Below are 19,647 nucleotides of genomic sequence, written 5' to 3'. Positions count from 1 at the left end.
TCCCTGTGCATGACACAATTCAGAAGGCAGGTAAGCGGATGAGAAAACTAAAAGCGAATCGAAACTTTACGCCTTGTGTGCCGGCAATCGATGATGAAAATTTCGGCGGTTTTCCGTTCACATGGAATATTACGCACGTGCAATCGTGGATTGACAAGAATTTGGATCAAGTCGATTTGTCGGTCGTACAAATCGAGCCGCCTTCAAAGGGGATGGATTCGGACTCTTTGGATGAGGCATGGATTCCACAGGCGGATCTGACGAAACCGGTCATTGTCGCTTGGATGCGTCCGGAATTTTTTAAGTTAATCGACGGCAATCACCGCGTGGCGAAAGCGAGGCGTCTCGGCGTTACAGAGCTGCCGGCGTACTATTTAACGGAGCAGCAGCACCGTCAGTTTTTCACACACGAAAAAGCGGACGAGCTGTATGTGAATTATTGGAACGAGAAGCTGGAGCAGATTGAAAAAGGCTGGGGGCGGTGGGCTGTCGTTGGGAAGATGGAAGTGTGAAAGATTTGGACGGTTTGTCATTGTTACTGCTGATTGTTGGAGGGGAGTCTGCTGAAATGCAGGCTTTTTTTGATGAAATCGAGAAAGCTGAGGTAAGCTGAAACGGAGGAAACACGCTTATTTTCGCATGACTTAAGATGAATAATAGCGAAATGAAGCGTTGAAATGACTTATTTCTAAATTGAAAATAAAATTATTTATAAAGTGTAAATTTTCATAAAAAATAGGAAATTAATTGTATACAAGTGATGCTAATAAACTATATAATAATAAAAGTTAGAATAGAGTGACAAATTAATTCCGCTTTAGCGGCCGCACGATTTCCAAGAGAATTCGCTGGAGATCAACGGTTGCGAGGGTCCGCTTGGATTGACGAAGTGCCAGAGGATGTCTGGCTGATGGGGGTTTATCTAAAACGTGGAAGAAGATGATATGCCGCGATAAGGATTGCGGGATATTGTTGAACCGGATAGCTGTTCTCGAAACTGACGATGAATATAGAAATGGGGAGGTGTGCTGTGTTCACGCATAGGGGGATGAAGGCAAAAAGAAACCTCCGGATGTAATGGTCTTGGGAGACAGACATCCGGAGGCACCAGTTGGAGTGTACCAACTATTAGTTAGTATACTCCTTTTTAGTGAAAGAGATAAGCGAAAACTCAAAAAAAGGGGATACGGAAATGAGAAAACGGAAGAATTTCAAGTTGGAAATGAACTTTGAAAAGGAAATCGGGCAAGATACCGTATTGATTTTGCCGGACTACGATGAAAATGGTTGCTTGAATTCAGTGATTTACCATACGGATGGCATGATCAAAGTCGAGTCGAAGCCTTTCGATTTAATCGATACGAATTTGCGCTTCCGAGGCTCTAGCATGCGCGGTGCGGTGGAAGGATCGGCCGCGATTCTTGGGAAGCTCAATAAGAACCCGATCATCATCGATCGCGATAAAGGGATTATTTTATTGCCAAGCAAGTCGGCGCTGTTGGAGGGCTGTGTGTGGCTGTCCTTGCAGCACATTATGGAATGCATCAGCATCGATGGCTGTACGACGAAAGTCAATTTGAGCAACGGCAGTTCGATCATCCTTGATGGCAGCAAGAAGTCAATCCAGCGTCGCATGGAAAAAGCGTACGAGCTCCAGTTCAAGATGGAAGCGCAAAAACGATTTTTCGAAAGCGGCCGGACAGTGCCGGAGACGACGTATCATTTGGTCAAGCAGGCGGGGCACGTGAATTATGAGCATAAGGCTGGGGAATAGATGAGACGGGGAGAGTGGGCTGTGTGCCTGCTCTTCTTTGTTTTTGTCCCTGTGCACCACACAATTCGGGAGTAGAGAAGATTGATAGAACGGGATTCGTCTCGAGTTGCGTCCCTGTGCACGACACAATTTGTTGCGGTAGAATGGAGAAAATGCAGTGGAAAGGAAGTCATACATATGGACAGCATCATTTTTGATTTGGACGGCACATTATGGAATTCGCTCGACGTCGTTTTGAAGGCATGGAATGAGGCGCTTGAGGAAAGCGGCGCAGAGGGAAACTTGACGAAAGAGGATATACGCGGCGTCATGGGGCTGCAAGCGCATGAAACCAGGGAGAAGCTATTTCCTCATCTATCGGACGAGCAGCATCGTACGTATACCGAGAAGGCATCGGAGTTAGAGAGTGCGTATTTGCGAAAACAAGGCGGGCAACTCTATTCCGGTGTGGAGCATGTGCTGAAGAGGCTCGCGCAGCAATACAATTTATACATCGTCAGCAATTGCCAGGAAGGCTATATCGAAAGCTTCTATGCCTACCACGAGTTGGATAAGTATTTCCTTGATTTCGAGAACCCGGGGAGAACAGGCTTGTCGAAGGGCGAGAATATCCAGCTGGTTATGGAACGAAATGATGTGGCGAAGGCCGTATATGTCGGGGATACGAATGGCGACCGGGAAGCGGCGAAAAAGGCGGATATTCCATTCGTCTATGCGGCGTATGGGTTTGGGGAAGTGGATGAGTTTGATTATGTGATTGAGGAGTTTAAGGAATTATTGAAGTTGTTTGGCTAAATGGTGGAGAATCAGGAAACAGTTTCGAGAGGATTTGAATTGTGAAACGGATTTCTTGTTCAAACGTAGTTAAAAGGTGAAGGTAATAAGTTGCTAAATTAGAATTCTATGAGAGGGCGGATATATATTATTGGCGATAAATTTACTTGCGAAAATTGCGGAAGAGAAGTTGAAAAAGATGAGAAGATGGCAATTATCGTTACACCGAAAAAGACAAATGGGTATGTTCTTTTAAAAGCCTGGGGTCCTGACCAAATTATCTATTGTTCAAGATGCTTTAGTAAGTTGGAATAAATATGAGTAACTATTTCTGTGGGAGTCTTGAGACCAAAAGTTAATAAACGGAGCATTTCTCGAAGGACATTAGTTAACGAATGACTGTTAGGACTAAATATAAGGGGAATGGATTCTTAGGGGGAATCGCAATGGAAAACAAAAAATTACCTTATATAATGTATTGGACTTTACTTGGTATTGGTATTTTGTCTTTCACCATACCTTTTTTCCAGGAATATGGAATCATTACGACTCTAATACTGACGTCTTTATGTAGTTTATTTAGTTGGGCAATAGCGATGGGACTTGGAAAACAGAACTATATGTATCTAAGCGCTCTACTCTTAGTGAGTCCTTGGCTATTCTTATTATCTAGACAGTTCATAAACTAGATTTTTTCTTAAAGTTTTTTAAAAACCGATATTAACGATTTAGGTGTTTTAGGTTGGAATTCAAGGATTTCGTTTTAGGCAGAAAAGCCGAGTATCTCGTTGTCGCGAGATACTCGGCTTTTGGTCGTCTAGGACTAATGTGATTTATCATCTTTTAGCACATTCGCTAGTTTCTCTGTAGCAACGAAGAAAGCCGGCACTATGCCGCCATGTATTTTGACGTATTCGCTCAACCAATACGCCACGTAAATGCCGGCAATGTCGATAAGTACATCGACAAGCCTGCCGCTGCGCTCAAAGAACAGCTGCAGGAACTCGGTGAAAAAGGCGAACATGCTGCACAGTGCGAAGGCGACGTGGCGTTCTTTAAGGGCTTGATTCATTAATAGATACAAAATGCCGAATGACAAGGCGTGACCGGTTTTCTGGAAGACGTAAAGCTTGCTGTCAAGATGGATATCGCTCGTGATGAGTAGGTCCGACAGGTTCGGAAACAGCCGGACATTGAAGTTGATGTCATTCGCCAACAGCGCCGTGAAATTGTAATTATTGGTGGCGATTAAGATGAATAGAGCCCACAAGATGGCCGGGATGTATTTGGCTTTCATGCAATGGTTTCCTCCGCAGCGGATGAATAGTTTAGTGGTGCAGGTGGTGGAGCTAGCATCTCCCAAGCTGCCTGATCAGCTTGATCGTAAAACCAAACCGCCTCACCAAGAATTCATTGCACTCGGCGGGCGGTTTGGTTTCAGTCATCCAGTTTGATAATGATGGTGTCGTCGATGCGACGAACAGAGCTTGCGGCGGGCCAGCTTTCCATTTCTTTGTACAAGTTACTGGCTTCGATGGCTGTTTTCTCTTCTGTTGTGGCTAGGTCGTAAGAATAGCCGAAATAGTTTTTCATCATCCGCTTGTAATGAGCAGGGTGGGCTAAGAAGCGGCTGCCGAGCATGCCGGTCATTGCGGGCACACTATTTGGCACTTCTTCACTGCTGACGCTCGGGTCCATGGAGATCCGTCCGAATATCGCGAGTGTAGTAATTTCAGAAGCGCCTTCGGTTTCTTCGATGCGGTCCACTACGCGGTTCAAGAATGCATAGGATCGTTCGTATTTTAAGTTCATATTGAAATAGGCGATGTTGGCGATGATTGCAAAGTTGAAGATTAATACCGCGGACACCAGTACAGTGCTCCAGGCCAAGAACGGCGTTGTGAATTTGACGTGAACATAATTGTCGTAGAAAACGATCGGTAAAAAGTAAATGCTGATTAATGCCATGACCATCAACATATGGTAGCTGACCTCAGCTGAAACGAAATACAAGCAATAAGCCGATAATGGCAAACTCAGCAATAAGACAATCGCAATTCCGAACAATGCCCCGTGGCGGTAGAGTTTGTGGTGGATGGCAAACCAGCTGAATCCTAAGATGATCAAGACGAACGTGGTAACATTTAACACTTCAAACAGGTTGACCGGCATATCCGTGATGAAACCGCGGAAGAAGAATTTTTGGAACGAGTCATTGATTAAAGTGAAGCGTTCAGCTAATGTTACCGAACTGTCTCCTACTTCACTCAAGCCTTGATAATCAGAAATCTTTCCAGCGAAGAAGTTGGTATAAAGTTTAAATGTGATGCCGTATAAAGACATACCGATAGCGGTGACGGCAAAAAAACGCAAGATGTGAGTTCCAACCGTTTTTAAGTCCACTTGCCGGCCGAGGATTTCAGCGATCAAGAAGACGGTGACAAGCGTCAGCAGGAATGGCAAATTCGCCTGATAGACCCCGACGCTGAGATAGAAAAGGAGTGCACCGGGCAAAAACCCGTATTTGTATTTCTTCGTGAGGATTAATGCAAGTACGGTCGTCAACGAGCCAAGCATATAAGCATCAGCTGTAAACATATAGGAAAAGGTCGAAGTGACGGTTGGAAATGTGACAAGCAATCCGGAGGTCAAGACGATGGATAGTTTTTTCCGTAAGTCGAATAATTCGACGAGAGCCACAGCCGTAAGCGCCAAATAGAAAATGGATAAAGTGCCATTCACCCACGGCAAGTCAAAATAAGAACTGATGCCGCTAAAGGGGGACAGAAAGAACCGGCCGAGGGCGAATTTTTTCTGAGAACCGTAAATATTGAGCAAGCTGTCATGGTTTGGCAAAGTATTGGTGAAGATGTATAGGTGGGTCAAAAAGCCGGTGATGATAGCGGCAAAAAACGCTGTCTTCCATTGCGGCTTGATATTGTTTTTTAGTCGAAGTAATAAATGTTCTGGCATAAAATTCTCCTTTTAAATAGATAGGCATGCGAGTATGTACAAAAAACAGTCTTGTTGTTTTAAAAACTCGATTGGTTGGACTGTATTGTTAGGCAAAATAAAACCTTCAAAATTGTACCATATAATGAAGGAGTTATCAGATTAGATCTTGAAAAGTTGTCCGGTATATATGGTAGCCAATAAATTCTTGTTCGCTTTTCAGAGAAGAAATTGTTATCATAATGATACAATATTTAACAAGTAAAGAGGGCGTGAAACAGATTAAGAAACTAATTACGATTCTTATTCCTGCATATAATGAAGAAGAAGTATTGAATCCGCTTATCCATCGCTTGAAAAGCGTTACGGCGAAATTACCGAACTATCAATTCGAATTTCTTTTCGTCAATGATGGCAGCAGCGACAATACGCTTGCTATGCTGAAAACATTGGCGAAAGTGCATTCCGAAATTTCCTATGTCAATTTATCGCGCAATTTCGGCAAGGAAGTCGCCATGCTCGCCGGGTTTGACCATATTAATGGTGATGCGGTCATCATCATCGACGCCGATTTGCAAGATCCTCCTGAACTGATTCCAAAAATGATTCGTTACTGGGAAAAGGGCTACGACGATGTATTTGCCAAACGCAAGACGCGGGCAGGAGAAACCTGGTTCAAAAAATGGTCGTCCAATTCGTACTACAAAATCTTGGAGAAAGTCTCCCATATCCCGACGCAAAATAATACCGGCGATTTTCGCTTGCTGGACCGCAAATGCATCGAAGCATTAAGGCAGATGCGTGAGTCCCAGCGTTATACAAAAGGCATGTTCAACTGGATTGGCTTCAACAAAAAGGAATTGCTGTTTGACCGCGAACAACGGGTAGCCGGCACCACCAAATGGAACTATCCGAAATTGTTCAATTTAGCCATTGATGGGCTGACCTCATCGACCGTAGCACCACTGCGGATTTCTTCTATTTTCGGAACTGTAATCTCGATACTCTCGCTCTTGTTCATGTTGTTTATCTTTATCCGCACTTTGGTTTTTGGCGGTTCAGTACCAGGGTATCCTTCGCTGATGACCGTTATTTTGTTTTTAGGCGGTATCCAATTGATTTCCCTTGGGATTATCGGCGAGTATTTAGGGAAAGTTTTCAATGAGACAAAAAACCGCCCCGTCTACCTGATTGATGAATACTATTCGCCGATCGCCTTGCGAAAAAGTGAAATGCGCCGAGATGGTTAAGTTCGAACGAAATAGTAAGGAAATAAGCAGCTCTTCCCATAAGGGGAGGGCTGCTTATTTTATGATCTGTCAGTGATAGATTCCATATAAGAGCAGACAGATTGCCAGATGCGCATATTACGCGAAAATACCAATTCTTAAGAAGCTGTTCAATCATGCGCGACAATGTTCAAAGTTTTACTCTGCTATTACACAAAACGCATATTATAAAATTGGATGAAATATAAATAATTGGGAAAGTATAAGTTATAGTTTACTGTCTATCACTATGATTAATAGGAATAAAGATAGTAGAAATACAGCATTTCATAGATTTTTACTGTATAATAGTCCTTACTGATTTTAAAAACGCTTTTATTGGGTGAACAGCCCGATGAAAGGAAGGACGTGTTTATTTGAAGACTGTATTACGAACGATCATTATCCTCCTGGTGGGGCTGGCTATACTCGCGGGAGCTGGGTATTGGGCGTATAAGAGCTTAACCAATAGCGACGAGCAGCAAATCTCGCAAGCTGCGGAAGAGGCGGATGAGAAGCTGGCACAAGAAGAAGATACCGAACCGCCGAAAGCGAATGAGCAGGTGGAAACGGTGGGCTTGAGTGAAGGGGAATTCCAGATTCATCTTCACCAAATGACGCATCAAAAAATCGAGGCACCCGAAAAGCGCGGAGCCATCGAGATGACGCCGGAGCGGATCGATGAAATGCTGAAAATCTTGCGGGCCAATGAAGGCGCTTATGAGGAGTACGAATTCTATGAGCAAAGCTTGACCGCTTGGGAAGAAGGCAATTTCTCCAATGCCGTCAACGTGCACAACACCATCTGGGAATGGCATAACGGCACGGTCGGACGCGCGACGGGCTTGTTGTCGGAAGAGCAGGAAGCTCGGTATGTGGAAGATAATTTCTAAAAATGCAATCCAAGATCGCTGGGGTTGTAATGTTATTTGAGGATTACATTAAGCAAATGGCGAGGTAATATGTTCTTTGGTAAAGGACAGGCAGGAAGCGCCTCGTGTAAAAAGCATCCTTGAAGATTGAGTGCAGCCTTAATTTCATTACCTATCAGACGAAAGCCTTGGATTCCTTGATGGAGTCCGAGGCTTTTGTGTATTATGGGAGGAGCATTGGATTAACTGTAGCTTTCCAGCTTAGGTGAATTTGCCGAGTTTTTCTAAATTTACAAAAAAATTTCCTTATTTCCGTTTAACCCTTGTGCATCGAGGGAAATATTTCATATCTTGAAATATTATAGGGGGAAAACAGTTGGAACAGTTTTTAGAGGGAGTTGCTGATTTTTCAGCATGGTTATGGGGCATTCCGCTCATCACATTGTTATTGATTTCTGGACTTTATATGACTTTTAAATTAGGATTTTTTCAGTTTCGTTATTTCAGCTACATAGTAGGGCAAACTTTCGGCAGCATTTTCAGGAGGCCAAAAGGTGAAGGGACGGTCACGCCGTTTCAGGCATTGACCTCTGCCTTGTCATCGACAATCGGTGCGGCGAACATTGTCGGGGTGCCGGCAGCAATCATGTTCGGGGGACCGGGTGCGATTTTCTGGATGTGGGTCATCGCATTGATCGGTATGGCACTGAAGTTTGCGGAAAGTGTGCTGGCGGTTGAGTACCGCGAGAAAAACGCAAAAGGCGAATTTGTCGGCGGGCCGATGTATTACATGACAAAGGGCTTGAACATGAAATGGCTTGGGATTTGGTTCTCGTTCGCATTGATGATCGAATTGATCCCGAGCATCATGGTGCAAGGGAACTCCATTGCCAATACAGTACAAGCGACATTTAATGTACCTGTCTTGTGGACGGGCATTGCGACCGCTGTGCTTGTGTCGATCGTCGTCTTCGGCGGCATCAAGCGCATCGGTAAAGTGACGGAGATTTTCGTTCCGTTCATGGCGTTATTGTATGTCGGCGGGGCTGTAGTTATTCTATTGATGAACGTCAAAGCGGTACCTGAATTCTTCATGCTGATTTTCAACAACGCCTTTTCACCGGCGCCTGTTGTGGGCGGATTTGCCGGTGCGGCGATTGTGGAAGTTATCCGCTGGGGCTTTGCCCGCGGGCTTTATTCCAACGAAGCGGGACTTGGGACGGCACCCATCGCACACGCAGCTGCGACGACCGACCATCCCGTGCGTCAAGGCTTCTGGGCCGTCATTGGCGTAGTGGTCGATACGTTGATCGTCTGTACGGCAACAGCGTTTGTTATTTTGTCTTCCGGCGTGTGGACAGAAGAAGGCGCGATGGAAAATTCATCGGCGTTGACAAGCTTGGCCTTTGAACAGTATTTCGGTGATTTCGGCGCCATTCTCGTGACGATCGCACTCATTTTCTTCGTGCTCTCGACGATTCTGGTCGTGGTGTTCTACGGCGCGAAGCAAGCGGAGTTCTTGTTCGGCTTGAAAGCAGCATACGGCATGCAAGTGGTATACATATTCGCCGTCATTTTGGGCGCTGTCGGTGCAGCTGAAGTCATCTGGGGCTTCCTCGACATCATGCTTGCGGCCATCCTTATCCCGAACATCATCGCGATTTTGCTATTGAGCAACAAAGTGAAAGAGTTGAAGAACGAGTTCTTTACGTCGGATGAGTATTACCGGAAGGATCGGAAAGTGAAGAAACGCGCTAAACGCCAGAAAGCGGTTAGGGAAGGGTATGAATCGTAGGTTTTATCGGTTTTGTCCCTGTGCATCGACTTTGTCCCTGTGCACGACACAATTTCCGGCGTGCAATTCGCATAGCGGCGGGGTTCTGCTCCTTGGATGTCCCTGTGCGCCACACAATTTAGCGCAAAAAGCCTTGAACTCGATTGAGTTCAAGGCTTTTTGCATTGGGGTGAATTTTGTCTTTTCAGCCCAGGGGAGGCTCTAGCTGTGTGAGGAAATACTTGCTAGATTTTAGGCTAAGGGGAAGAATTAAAGAAAAACGGGAACAGAATGTTTTTTTTATATATCCGGTGAACAGGAAATCGGTGAGCGATGGCGGCAACAGGGGCGATAGCTAATGCAGCTTTGAATGTTTATGGAGTAGAGTGGATGGTTATAGATAGCTTGCCTTGAACATTATGAGTGAAAACGAACAGAAAAAGTTTTGAAAAATCATTATTTCAATTTACCTTTTATTGTAAACCTATCAGGGTATTTCTAAAAGGTGGTTAACGAGCGGAAGGATGCGAAAGCTGTAAACAGTGGTGTCTGAAGAGCTCTGACTTTGTCTAATTAAAGCGCTAGACTTGTTATTTTCCATTAAAAGTATATAAGAAAAACAAATTAATATCTGAATTATGAGAATTTTCATAGACTACTTTACATATTTTGGCCCCTGTTGTAGGTTTATTGTAGTGTTATTAGTTATACGAAATAATATTTTTGATAAATAATTGACTTTCGATTATTTATTGGCGGTTGTGAATTGATTTTTTGATTCATTTGGTGACCTAACAGAAAAGAGCTTTGGTAGATGAAGTTTTGTTGCTTGGGATGACAGCAGAAGGCGTGTATTGGCAGATCGATTAAATCGAGCGGAGGAATGGTTGAAATGATGAACACACAGCAGATGACTTCACCAGACGATAAGACAGCCAAGATGTTGGCCGCACAATCGGTAGAGAAGACGGGGAATGGTGCGGCCGGCATCTCGCCTGAAAGCGAAGGGCATAAAGTTCCTCAGTTGTATATCGGTTTTCCATCCGACCGGGACGTTTCCGTTCAATTGTACCGGGACGAGCAACAAGGGTTGAATGAAGCAAAGATCCTAATTCCGGTGGGGCAAATGCCGAGTTTTATGCGAGCGCTTATTGAACACCCGATATTGCTGCCGACGAGTTATTCCCAAAGTTCGTCAGTAGAAGGCGGACAGCATTTGCTTCGGATTACTTCGAAGGAAGCCCTCGCTGATTTTGTTGAACGCTTGACGGATGCGCTCAGTGTGCTGCCGCGAAAAAAGTGAATACGGCAAATCGATCCTGTGGCTATTGAATAGGGAAGGTATGCATTTATTTTAGCAACAACAGCAATGTGTAAATAAAGTAGTTGTTAGCCGCGTGATCAATACTTGTAAGGACCAAAATCGAGGAGGATGAATCGGATGACTGCGATTGTAAAAGAAGAAATGACAATGGAGATCCCGAACAAGACCTATTTGCAAACTTATAAGGAACATATTGACGGCTACAAAAAGTACAAGCTGGAGAAGTTGGCTCCGCAGTGGCATGTGCCAGCAGGCAGCAAGGCGAAAAAAATACAGGGCTGAAGCTGTCCCTGTGCACCACACAATTTACGAGGGAAGATCCGCGTCGCAGCGGGATTCTGCTGCTTGGATGTCCCTGTGCGCCACACAATTCAATCGTCAAAAAGCCGTGAACTCATTTGAGTTCACGGCTTTTTGCAATTAATCTCATGTATTCAATAGCTCTTCGTAAAAACGGGCCGGATGTATTCTTTTGATTTCTCCTATTTCAGCAGGGAACCTCCGATGATTAGAAGTCAATATGAAGTTGCAGTTTTCCTGTATGGCAGTTACCCACACATGAAAATCATCTTGATCAAATTTAGAAAGTGGTTCTGACATTTCCTGCTTTTCAGCAATGGTCTGTGCAGTGTAACAGTCACATCCACTTAATTCTATCAAGACGTCACCTATAGATAAATGCTCTCGAAGAATCGTTTCCACGCTATATCGCCCTAATATGCTATTGACCGGCAGACCCTCATAGTACTCAAAGATGGGGTTTAGAAATACTTGGAAAAATTCTTCGATATCATCTGATGAATAAGCCACACGATTTTTTCCTTTACCTAACCCTTCAGCCGCATTGCGTACGAATTCGAACAAGCATACTTTAGAAAAAACAGGTTGAAAGAAATGTGGAAATCTAGCAGCTTGTAAAATTTTTCGGTTGATTCCATCGGTTCGCAATGCTCCGCACAATATGGTGGTATCAATGAAAACTTTTGGTCGTATAGGCGAATCATAGATCAAATTCATCTACGTTCCCTGCTTTATGGTTTTTGACGTCGATTCGGTCGAAGAAAGCTTTTGCACGCTTATCTTGTTGATCTGTTGTGATGAAGTTTGCCTTTGGAATTCTCCAATGACCGCCATTTGTCTTATAGGCACCGGCAAATTTACCTTTCTCGCACATCCTTCTAATCGTTTGGTCGCTCAATCCGATTTTCTCAGCTGCTTCACTAGGAGAGTAAAAAGAGTTTTCTGTTTTCTGATGTCTAATTGGGCGATTAACGAGAGATGCTCTTAGCGAGTTCTTAGCGCTGTTCGCCATGAGGGAAGCAATCAGCTTTTTGTGGATTACTGACGGATCTTTGTCGGTCATCTCACTTAGTTTTGAAAGATAATCAATCAACAGTTCATAAGCTAGTTCCCGATCTTTATTCTTTAGTTGATGCTTTATTTTCCGTTCTATTTGATGTAAGTCTAATACCGATTGGGGATCGGCTATTTTTAATGAGAGACTCGAGATTGCAGGAGTTGTAAAGCCCAATTGGCTTAAGGAACGCTCGACTGTCGTTTTTAACACAGCTTCGGCTTGTTCGGTATTGATTGTAGACAATGTTTCGACGCTAGCCCAGAGCTTTTCTTGTTCTTGATCGATGGTAGGAATCATTTTTCCACCTCCTATTTGCTATTAATTATACGAATTAAAGTCAACAAAATCAACAAAATAGACATTTGGTTGAGCGGGTCCCTGTGCACCACACAATTCTCGAGGTAAAATCCGTGTCGCAGCGGGGTTTTGGTGCTTGAGTGTCCCTGTGCGCCACACAATTCAATTCAAAAAGCCGTGAACTCCAATGAGTTCACGGCTTTTTTGCATTAAAGGTTTTTGACGTAGTCTTCAACTTCCTGGGAAGTCGCGAGACCTAGGATATGCTCGGTGTGCCCTTCCATGTCCGCTTTGGATAGGCGGCTTAGCTGGGAGCGGGCTTTTAGGATGGACGAAGCGCTCATCGAGAATTCGTCCAGGCCGAGGCCGAGGAGAATCGGGATGGCGATTTCGTCGCCTGCCATTTCGCCGCACATGCCGGTCCATTTGCCTTCTTTGTGGGACGCGTCAATGACGGTCTTCACGAGGCGCAGGATGGCTGGGTTATACGGCTGATAGAGATACGACACGGATTCGTTCATGCGGTCGGCGGCCATCGTGTACTGGATCAAATCGTTCGTGCCGATGGAGAAGAAGTCGACTTCTTTGGCGAAAGTATCTGCCATGACGGCTGTCGACGGGATTTCTACCATGATGCCGACTTCGATTGAATCGCTCACTTCGACGCCTTCTGATTCGAGTTTCGCTTTTTCTTCCAATAGAAGAGCTTTCGCTTCGCGGAACTCATCGAGTGTCGCGATCATCGGGAACATGATTTTGAGATTCCCGTGGACGCTTGCACGGAGTAATGCGCGCAATTGCGTACGGAACATGTCCGGCATCTCGAGGCATAGACGGATGGCGCGAAGGCCTAGGAACGGGTTGAGTTCTTTCGGCAATTTCAAGTACGACAATTCCTTGTCACCGCCGATGTCGAGCGTGCGCACGACGGTCGGTTTGTTTTCCATGCCTTTAAGAACAGCTGAGTAAGCATCAAATTGTTCTTGTTCGGTTGGGAACTCGTCACGGCCCATGTACAGGAATTCTGTCCGGTACAATCCGATCGCTTCGCCGCCGTTTTCAAGAACGCCGGTGAGATCTTTCGGCGTGCCGATGTTCGCGCCGAGTTCGACTTCGACGCCGTCTTTCGTGAGCGTTGCTTCATTTTTCAGCTTGGCCCATTCGGCTTTTTGGCCGGCGAACGCTGTTTGTTTTTCTTTGTATTCAGCAAGTGTCGCTTCGTCCGGGTTGAGAAGGATTTCGCCTTCCAATCCGTCAATGATGACAATCGTGCCGTTATCAATGGAACTCATCGCTGATTTTGCGCCGACGACTGCCGGGATTTCCAATGTGCGGGCAAGGATCGCTGAGTGTGACGTGCGCCCGCCGATATCGGTGATGAAGCCTTTGATGTATTTCGGGTTTAATTGCACCGTATCCGAAGGCGTCAAATCTTCTGCGATGACGACAACTTCATCGGTGATCATGCTTGGGTTTTGAATCTTCACGCCTAAAAGATGGGCGAGCACGCGTTTCGTGACATCGCGCACATCAGCGGCGCGTTCTTTCATGTATTCATTGTCCATCGCTTCGAACATGTCGACGAACATCGTCGAAGTTTCGTGAAGCGCGAACTCTGCATTGACACTGTCGTTGCTGATTTTGTCTGTGATCGGCCCGATCAATTCCGGGTCTTCCAAGACGAGCAAGTGGGCGCCGAAAATGGCCGCTTCCTTGTCGCTGATTTCTTCAGCGGTGCGTTTTTTGATGACTTCGAGTTCAGCGATCGATTCGTTAACTGCTTGACCGAAGCGCTGGATTTCCGCCTGTGTATCCGCTACGTTTTTCTTGTCGACTGTCAGTTCCGGATTTTCCAGGCGGAAGGCCTTGGCGATAGCGATGCCGTTAGAGGCTGCGATTCCGGAGATGCGGTTCATTCGTTCGAGATTCCTTGCTCGTTAAGTACGCGTTCGATTGTTTCCATCGCTTCCGCTTCGTCTGCACCGTCAGCGGCGATCTGGACTGTTGAGCCAGAAGGCACGCCAAGTGACATGACGCCGAGGATTGATTTCAAGTTAACTTTTTTGTCTTTGAATTCCATCGTGATGTCCGATTGGAATTTGGATAACGAACCTACGAGTGCTGAAGCTGGACGTGCGTGCATACCTGCCGGGTCTGTGATTGTGAATGTTTTTTCTACCATGAATAATTCCTCCTTAGGGTGGGTGAGATGTAAGCGAATTCACCCTCCATTATGACAGTTTCTGTGGAAATTGCATAGCAGGGCGCCGTTTGAAGGTGGGATCAAAAACGACAGGGTTGTCGTTGAGGCGGCGACATGTCCCTGTGCACGGCACAATTCGGGGCGTGGAAATGGCGTTGTGGCGGGGTTTTGGTGCTTGTTCGTCCCTGTGCGCCACACAATTCGCTGGACGTTTTGAGCGGTCCCTGTGCACCACACAATTTGGCGTATCACATTCGCGCTGTAGCAGGATTCCGCTCTTGGTTCGTCCCTGTGCGCCACACAATTTACGGCAACGACAGCCTTGTCCGGACAGCGGCGACAAAGTTGGTTTTTCATTAGATTGAATGCGCTTACACAAAGAGCGTATAATCTGAATTAACAAAACAAACACAGCACAAGGGCAAGAGCCCAATAGAAGGAGGATGAAAGGAATGGAACGTGAACGTTCGAGCGCTAAAGTGAATGTCCAGAAGTTTGGTAACTTCCTCAGTTCGATGGTCATGCCGAATATCGGCGCGTTTATCGCCTGGGGGCTCATTACGGCATTATTTATTCCAACGGGCTTTTTCCCGAACGAGGAATTCGCGTCACTCGTCGGTCCGATGATTACGTATTTGCTTCCGCTATTGATCGGTTATACGGGCGGTAAGCTTGTGCACGACCAGCGAGGCGGCGTGATTGGTGCGATCGCCACGATGGGGGTTATCGTCGGGGCACCGGATACACCGATGTTCCTCGGCGCGATGATCATGGGTCCGCTTGCGGCTTGGGTCATCAAGCAGTTTGACCGTTTGATCGAAGGCAAGATCCGCTCCGGTTTTGAGATGCTCGTCAATAACTTCTCAGCCGGGATCCTCGGCGGCGCACTTGCGCTACTGGCTTTCCTGGGTATCGGGCCGGCCGTTAGCGCATTGACGCAAGTATTGGTCGCGGGCGTTGACTGGTTGCTTGAAACAGGCTTGCTTCCATTAACCAGTATTTTGATCGAACCGGGGAAAATTTTATTCCTCAATAACGCAATCAACCACGGCATCCTGACGCCGCTTGGGCTTGAGCAAGTGCAGCAAGCGGGCCGTTCGGTTCTGTTCTTGCTTGAAGCGAACCCAGGACCTGGTCTTGGCGTCTTGCTCGCGTTCATGTTCTTCGGCAAAGGCATTGCGAAACAATCGGCACCTGGTGCGATTATCATCCAATTCCTCGGCGGGATCCACGAGATTTACTTCCCGTACGTGTTAATGAAACCGATGCTTTTATTGTCCGTCATCCTTGGCGGCATGAGCGGCGTCTTCACGTTGGTCTTGATGGGCGGCGGCTTGGTTGCGCCGGCATCACCAGGCAGTATCTTCGCCATCGCAGCGGTCACACCGCCTGAAGGCATGGCGTATGTCGCAAACTTCACGGCGATTTTGGTTGCAGCGACTGTATCGTTCTTAATTTCAGCGGTCGTGTTGAAGCGCAGCAAAGACACAGCATCTGATGAAGACGTCGAAGCTGCAACGAAACGCATGGAAGAAATGAAAGGCAAGAAGAGCTCGGTTGCCGGCGCACTTGGCGCTAGCGCTGGAGCTGCAGGAACGGCTTCTACAGCTGGCACGTTCCCGGACGATGTCCAAAAAATCGTCTTTGCGTGTGACGCGGGGATGGGGTCGAGCGCAATGGGAGCCTCGCTTTTGAGTAAGAAAGTAAAAGAAGCGGGCATGCACATCAAAGTCACCAATAGCGCGATTTCGTCCATCCCTGCCGATTCGCAAATCATCATCACGCAGGATAAATTGACGCCGCGTGCAAAAGACAAACGCCCGGATGCATACCATATCTCGGTCGATAACTTCTTGTCGAGCCCGGAATACGACCGCTTGATCGAGCGCATGAAACACGGTGTGACAGAAGAGCAGAGTGAATTGGTCGACGACAGCGAAGCGAACGCAGCGACTGGCGATGAAGGCGACGCTCCACTACTCACAGAAGACAATATTTTCATCAATAAACGCTTCCGCAATAAAGAAGAAGCAATCCGCTTCGCAGGTGATGCACTTGTGAAAGCAGGATACGTGGAACCATCGTATGTCGATGAAATGTTGAAGCGCGAAGAAATCACGACGACCTATATGGGTAATGATGTCGCGATCCCGCACGGCACCGAAGAAGCGAAAAAAGCGGTTATCAAATCCGGCTTCACGGTTGTCCAAGTTCCGGACGGGGTAGATTTTGACGGAGAGAAAGCGAAATTGATCTTCGCCATCGCTGGCAAAGACGGCACGCACCTAGAGATCCTGTCAGGCATCGCGGTCATCTGCGCCGAGCAGTCGAACGTCAACGAACTCGTCGCCGCGAAATCTTCTAAAGAACTGCTCGACATCTTGAACAGTAAATAAATTACACCACGAAAAGGCAGGGGAGATCCTGCCTTTTTGTGCTATTTCTTTGGTTTATAAGAACTTAGTTAAGTATTTCAATTAACACATTCCGCAAACCTGCTGCGCTTGCCGCGGGCGAGCGACAAGCCTCCTCAGAAGCTGCGCTTCTTGCGGGGTCTCGCCTTTCTCGCTTTCCCGCAGGCAAGGTATTGTCGAAGCTTGCGAGGGCAATACCTTTGTGACGCAGTGCGCAGCGCTGTAGGAGCAGTACTTTTTGCTCCGCAGGTTTGCTCCATTTTTCATCGGGTTATGGTACTTAAAGCCATCTTCAGAATACCGAGAATGAGTTCAATATAAGTATTATGAGAGGCTAGCTGTTTTGCGGAATGTGGATAGTAGTGAGAAAATGAAGATAGTACGTTAATAAGTTTTTCTAGCCATAGGAAGAATGATCAGTGAATTAATCAGGTGTTTGGAGAAGCGTCCGCTCGATTCCTGGCTACGGTAAGCTTCGGAAAACACGGTTTATGACTCAGTATTTTATTTTACAAAGTCTTCATTAACGAAAGGTGACAAGGGAGTAGGTGAGGGGATGTTTGTCACGGTTAGGGAAAAGTCGATTATTGAGCTGGTGACGCGGATGTCGGCGAAGCATACGGTCAATTCCTTGGCGACGTATCTCGACGTCAGCGCGCGGACGATTCAGCGGGATTTGAAATCGGTGGATAAGCTTTTGGAGCAGTTTGGGCTCGGGATGAAGCGCAATGCGGCGGATGCGCTGTTTATTGATGGCAATAACGAGAAAATCTACCGGCTGATGCAGAAACTTGCGGCATCGAGCGCACCGGAAGCGACGCCAGAGGAGAAAAAGCTGCGCTTATTGGTCATCTTAATGGAAGAAGGCGCGTTTTTTAAAAAGCAGGTGCTGTCGAATCAACTCGGGATCAGCACGACGACGCTGACTTCCTATTTGGACGAGCTTGGCAATTGGCTGCGCAAGTTCTCGGTCACCTTGTCCAGGCAGCGCGGTGTCGGCGTGGAAGTGGATGGGGCGGAAGCGCATAAACGCCATGCGCTGGCGGCGTATTTCCTCATTCATTTCTACGAAGAGCTCATTGAAAGCCTGTATTATTTGCAGCGGGGCAAGACCCAGGACGAAAAAGTGCTCGGCTATTTCAAACCGGACTATCTCGCGGCGGCGAATAAATTGGTCGGCGAACACATCAGCGACGAGCAGATTCGTTTGGCGGACAGTGATTATACGGGATTGGTCGTGCATCTCGCGTTGGCGCTGCAGCGCACCGAGAATGGCTTATTGCTGGAGGCGCAAGAGCCGGTGGGTGAGCCGAACGGTGAGTACCACGTCATCGAAGCAATTTGTGAAGATTTGCATGCACATCTTGGCGTGGAGTTGACGGAGCGCGATATCGAGTTTCTCGCAGTGGTATTGAAGGGCTCGAAAATCCAGGCCTCGAACGTGCTGTATTACGATAGTGTGCTGCTTGGGAAGCTCGTCAAAAACATGATTCGCGATGTGTCGGCGCAGCTAGGCGTTGATTTGACGAAGGATTTCTCCTTGTACCAAGGCTTGCTTGCGCATATGGAGCCGCTCATTTTCCGTCTCAAGCAAAAGCTCGAATCGTTCAACCCGTTGACGGACGAGATCAAGAAAAAATACCCGATGCTGTTTCTCGCGGTCAAGCAGACTTTAGAGACGGAGTTTGACGACCTCGAGTTCTCGGCGGATGAAGTGGCATTTATCGTGCTTCATTTCGGATCGGCCTTATTGATGAATGAAGAGCGCGTGCAGATCGACGCAGTCGTTGTGTGCCCGACCGGCATCGGCACGTCGAAAATGCTCGCGAGCCGCATCCAAAAAGAGCTGCCGGAAATCGATACGGTGAAGATTTTGTCGATTCACGATTTCCAGACGGCGAATTTTGAGGACTACGATTTGGTCATTTCGACGATCCGCCTGCCGGTGACCGATGTGGATTATTTGATGGTGAGTCCACTTTTGAACGATCAGGACATCAGCCATATCGAAAATTACTTGCAGCACAATATCCAGAAAGTGACGCGCAACAAGCAGTATTTGCCGGCGGACGATTTGAGTGAAGTCGGCAGGAAACACCGGCCGGATCTCCGGCGCTTGCTGCTCGACATCAAGCAAGTGCAAACTGGCATGGAAGCGATACTCGAGCATTTCGGGGTCGTGAAAATGCGCGGCACCGATTATTGGCAGGTGCTCTCGGATGTATTGGACGGGATGGAGTCCGGCGGTTTGCTGGATGCGGCGAGCACCTTGCGGCAATTAAAAGACCGCGAAACGAAAGGCGGCCTCGGGATTCCGGGGACCAATATGGCGCTGTTTCATTGCCGAGATGAATCGGTAGGTCAGTTGATGTTCCAAGTGGTGCATTTGGATACGCCGAGTGCGGTTAAAGGGATGGACGGCCGCGACGTGCAGATGACGAATTTGTTGTTGATGCTGACGCCGCTGGAATTAAGCGAGCGCGAACAGGAAATCATGAGCTTGATTAGTTCGAGCCTGATTGAAAGCGAAGCCGCGATGATGATTTTTTCGTCGTCGAATGAAGGCGTCATCCGCGGCAAGTTGGAAGAGTTGTTTTACGAATACTTACAAAATAATTTGATGAAGGAATGATTCGAA

General features: G+C 46.8%; 16 protein-coding genes. 10 read left to right on the top strand and 6 right to left on the bottom strand.

From position 1 onward, the window contains the following. Positions 1-38 precede the first annotated feature (38 nt). The 3 genes from G3255_RS12895 (at position 39) to G3255_RS12885 (ending at position 2,569) form a co-directional block, all read left to right on the top strand. Positions 39-512: a ParB N-terminal domain-containing protein gene (locus G3255_RS12895; protein ID WP_211654835.1), complete on the top strand. Its 474-nt coding sequence runs from the start codon at positions 39-41 to the stop codon at positions 510-512. Between the two features lie 680 nt (positions 513-1,192). After that, entirely contained in the window at positions 1,193-1,774 is a 582-nt protein-coding gene (locus tag G3255_RS12890) for a competence protein ComK (protein WP_211654834.1), read from the top strand. Between the two features lie 177 nt (positions 1,775-1,951). Next, positions 1,952-2,569 carry an HAD family hydrolase gene (locus G3255_RS12885; protein WP_211654833.1) on the top strand — a complete coding sequence of 206 codons (618 nt, stop codon included), beginning with the start codon at positions 1,952-1,954 and terminating at the stop codon, positions 2,567-2,569. Between the two features lie 802 nt (positions 2,570-3,371). Here G3255_RS12885 and G3255_RS12875 read toward each other — a convergent pair. Together G3255_RS12875 and G3255_RS12870 are read right to left on the bottom strand one after the other, a co-directional pair. Next, on the bottom strand, positions 3,372-3,845 hold the full coding sequence (locus G3255_RS12875) for a VanZ family protein (RefSeq protein WP_211654831.1): 474 nt from the start codon (positions 3,843-3,845) through the stop codon (positions 3,372-3,374). A gap of 140 nt (positions 3,846-3,985) precedes the next feature. Next, on the bottom strand, positions 3,986-5,521 hold the full coding sequence (locus tag G3255_RS12870; RefSeq protein WP_211654830.1) for a glucosyltransferase domain-containing protein: 1,536 nt from the start codon (positions 5,519-5,521) through the stop codon (positions 3,986-3,988). A 251-nt stretch (positions 5,522-5,772) separates the two neighbouring features. On the opposite strand from G3255_RS12870, the gene G3255_RS12865 reads away from it, so the two are divergent. From G3255_RS12865 to G3255_RS12845, 5 genes are all read left to right on the top strand, one after another. Then, the gene (locus G3255_RS12865; protein ID WP_349291438.1) at positions 5,773-6,750 is read left to right on the top strand and encodes a glycosyltransferase family 2 protein; all 978 of its coding nucleotides are present in this window, start codon (positions 5,773-5,775) and stop codon (positions 6,748-6,750) included. A gap of 395 nt (positions 6,751-7,145) precedes the next feature. Beyond that, a complete protein-coding gene (locus tag G3255_RS12860) occupies positions 7,146-7,661 on the top strand; it encodes a DUF6241 domain-containing protein (RefSeq protein WP_211654828.1) in 516 nt (171 codons plus the stop codon). A 355-nt stretch (positions 7,662-8,016) separates the two neighbouring features. After that, the gene (locus G3255_RS12855; RefSeq protein ID WP_211654827.1) at positions 8,017-9,435 is read left to right on the top strand and encodes an alanine/glycine:cation symporter family protein; all 1,419 of its coding nucleotides are present in this window, start codon (positions 8,017-8,019) and stop codon (positions 9,433-9,435) included. A gap of 871 nt (positions 9,436-10,306) precedes the next feature. Next, positions 10,307-10,717: a hypothetical protein gene (locus G3255_RS12850; protein ID WP_211654826.1), complete on the top strand. Its 411-nt coding sequence runs from the start codon at positions 10,307-10,309 to the stop codon at positions 10,715-10,717. Between the two features lie 138 nt (positions 10,718-10,855). After that, positions 10,856-11,020: a hypothetical protein gene (locus G3255_RS12845; protein ID WP_211654825.1), complete on the top strand. Its 165-nt coding sequence runs from the start codon at positions 10,856-10,858 to the stop codon at positions 11,018-11,020. A 144-nt stretch (positions 11,021-11,164) separates the two neighbouring features. On the opposite strand, the gene G3255_RS12840 is transcribed toward G3255_RS12845, so the two are convergent. From G3255_RS12840 to G3255_RS12825, 4 genes are all read right to left on the bottom strand, one after another. After that, a complete protein-coding gene (locus G3255_RS12840; protein WP_211654824.1) occupies positions 11,165-11,755 on the bottom strand; it encodes a PIN domain-containing protein in 591 nt (196 codons plus the stop codon). After that, the gene (locus G3255_RS12835) at positions 11,739-12,392 is read right to left on the bottom strand and encodes a helix-turn-helix domain-containing protein (RefSeq protein ID WP_211654823.1); all 654 of its coding nucleotides are present in this window, start codon (positions 12,390-12,392) and stop codon (positions 11,739-11,741) included. The genes G3255_RS12840 and G3255_RS12835 overlap by 17 nt, the downstream gene beginning before the upstream one ends. A gap of 209 nt (positions 12,393-12,601) precedes the next feature. Then, positions 12,602-14,308 carry a phosphoenolpyruvate--protein phosphotransferase gene (ptsP, locus tag G3255_RS12830; protein WP_211654822.1) on the bottom strand — a complete coding sequence of 569 codons (1,707 nt, stop codon included), beginning with the start codon at positions 14,306-14,308 and terminating at the stop codon, positions 12,602-12,604. Then, complete coding sequence (locus G3255_RS12825) at positions 14,305-14,574, bottom strand: phosphocarrier protein HPr (RefSeq protein ID WP_068463656.1); 270 nt, start codon at positions 14,572-14,574, stop codon at positions 14,305-14,307. Before G3255_RS12825 ends, ptsP begins: the two co-directional genes overlap by 4 nt. Before the next feature lie 473 nt (positions 14,575-15,047). Between G3255_RS12825 and G3255_RS12820 the strand changes: the two genes are divergently transcribed. Together G3255_RS12820 and G3255_RS12815 are read left to right on the top strand one after the other, a co-directional pair. Beyond that, positions 15,048-16,991: a PTS mannitol transporter subunit IICBA gene (locus G3255_RS12820; RefSeq protein WP_211654821.1), complete on the top strand. Its 1,944-nt coding sequence runs from the start codon at positions 15,048-15,050 to the stop codon at positions 16,989-16,991. 574 nt (positions 16,992-17,565) lie between these two features. After that, positions 17,566-19,641, top strand: coding sequence for a BglG family transcription antiterminator (locus G3255_RS12815; protein ID WP_211654820.1), 2,076 nt, complete (start codon positions 17,566-17,568; stop codon positions 19,639-19,641). Positions 19,642-19,647: the final 6 nt, after the last annotated feature.

The sequence above is a fragment of the Planococcus sp. MSAK28401 genome, assembly GCF_018283455.1.
Taxonomy (GTDB): Bacteria; Bacillota; Bacilli; order Bacillales_A; family Planococcaceae; genus Planococcus; species Planococcus alpniumensis.
The sequence above is the reverse complement of the archived record's forward strand: the minus strand, read 5'-3'. Positions and strand labels throughout refer to the sequence as shown.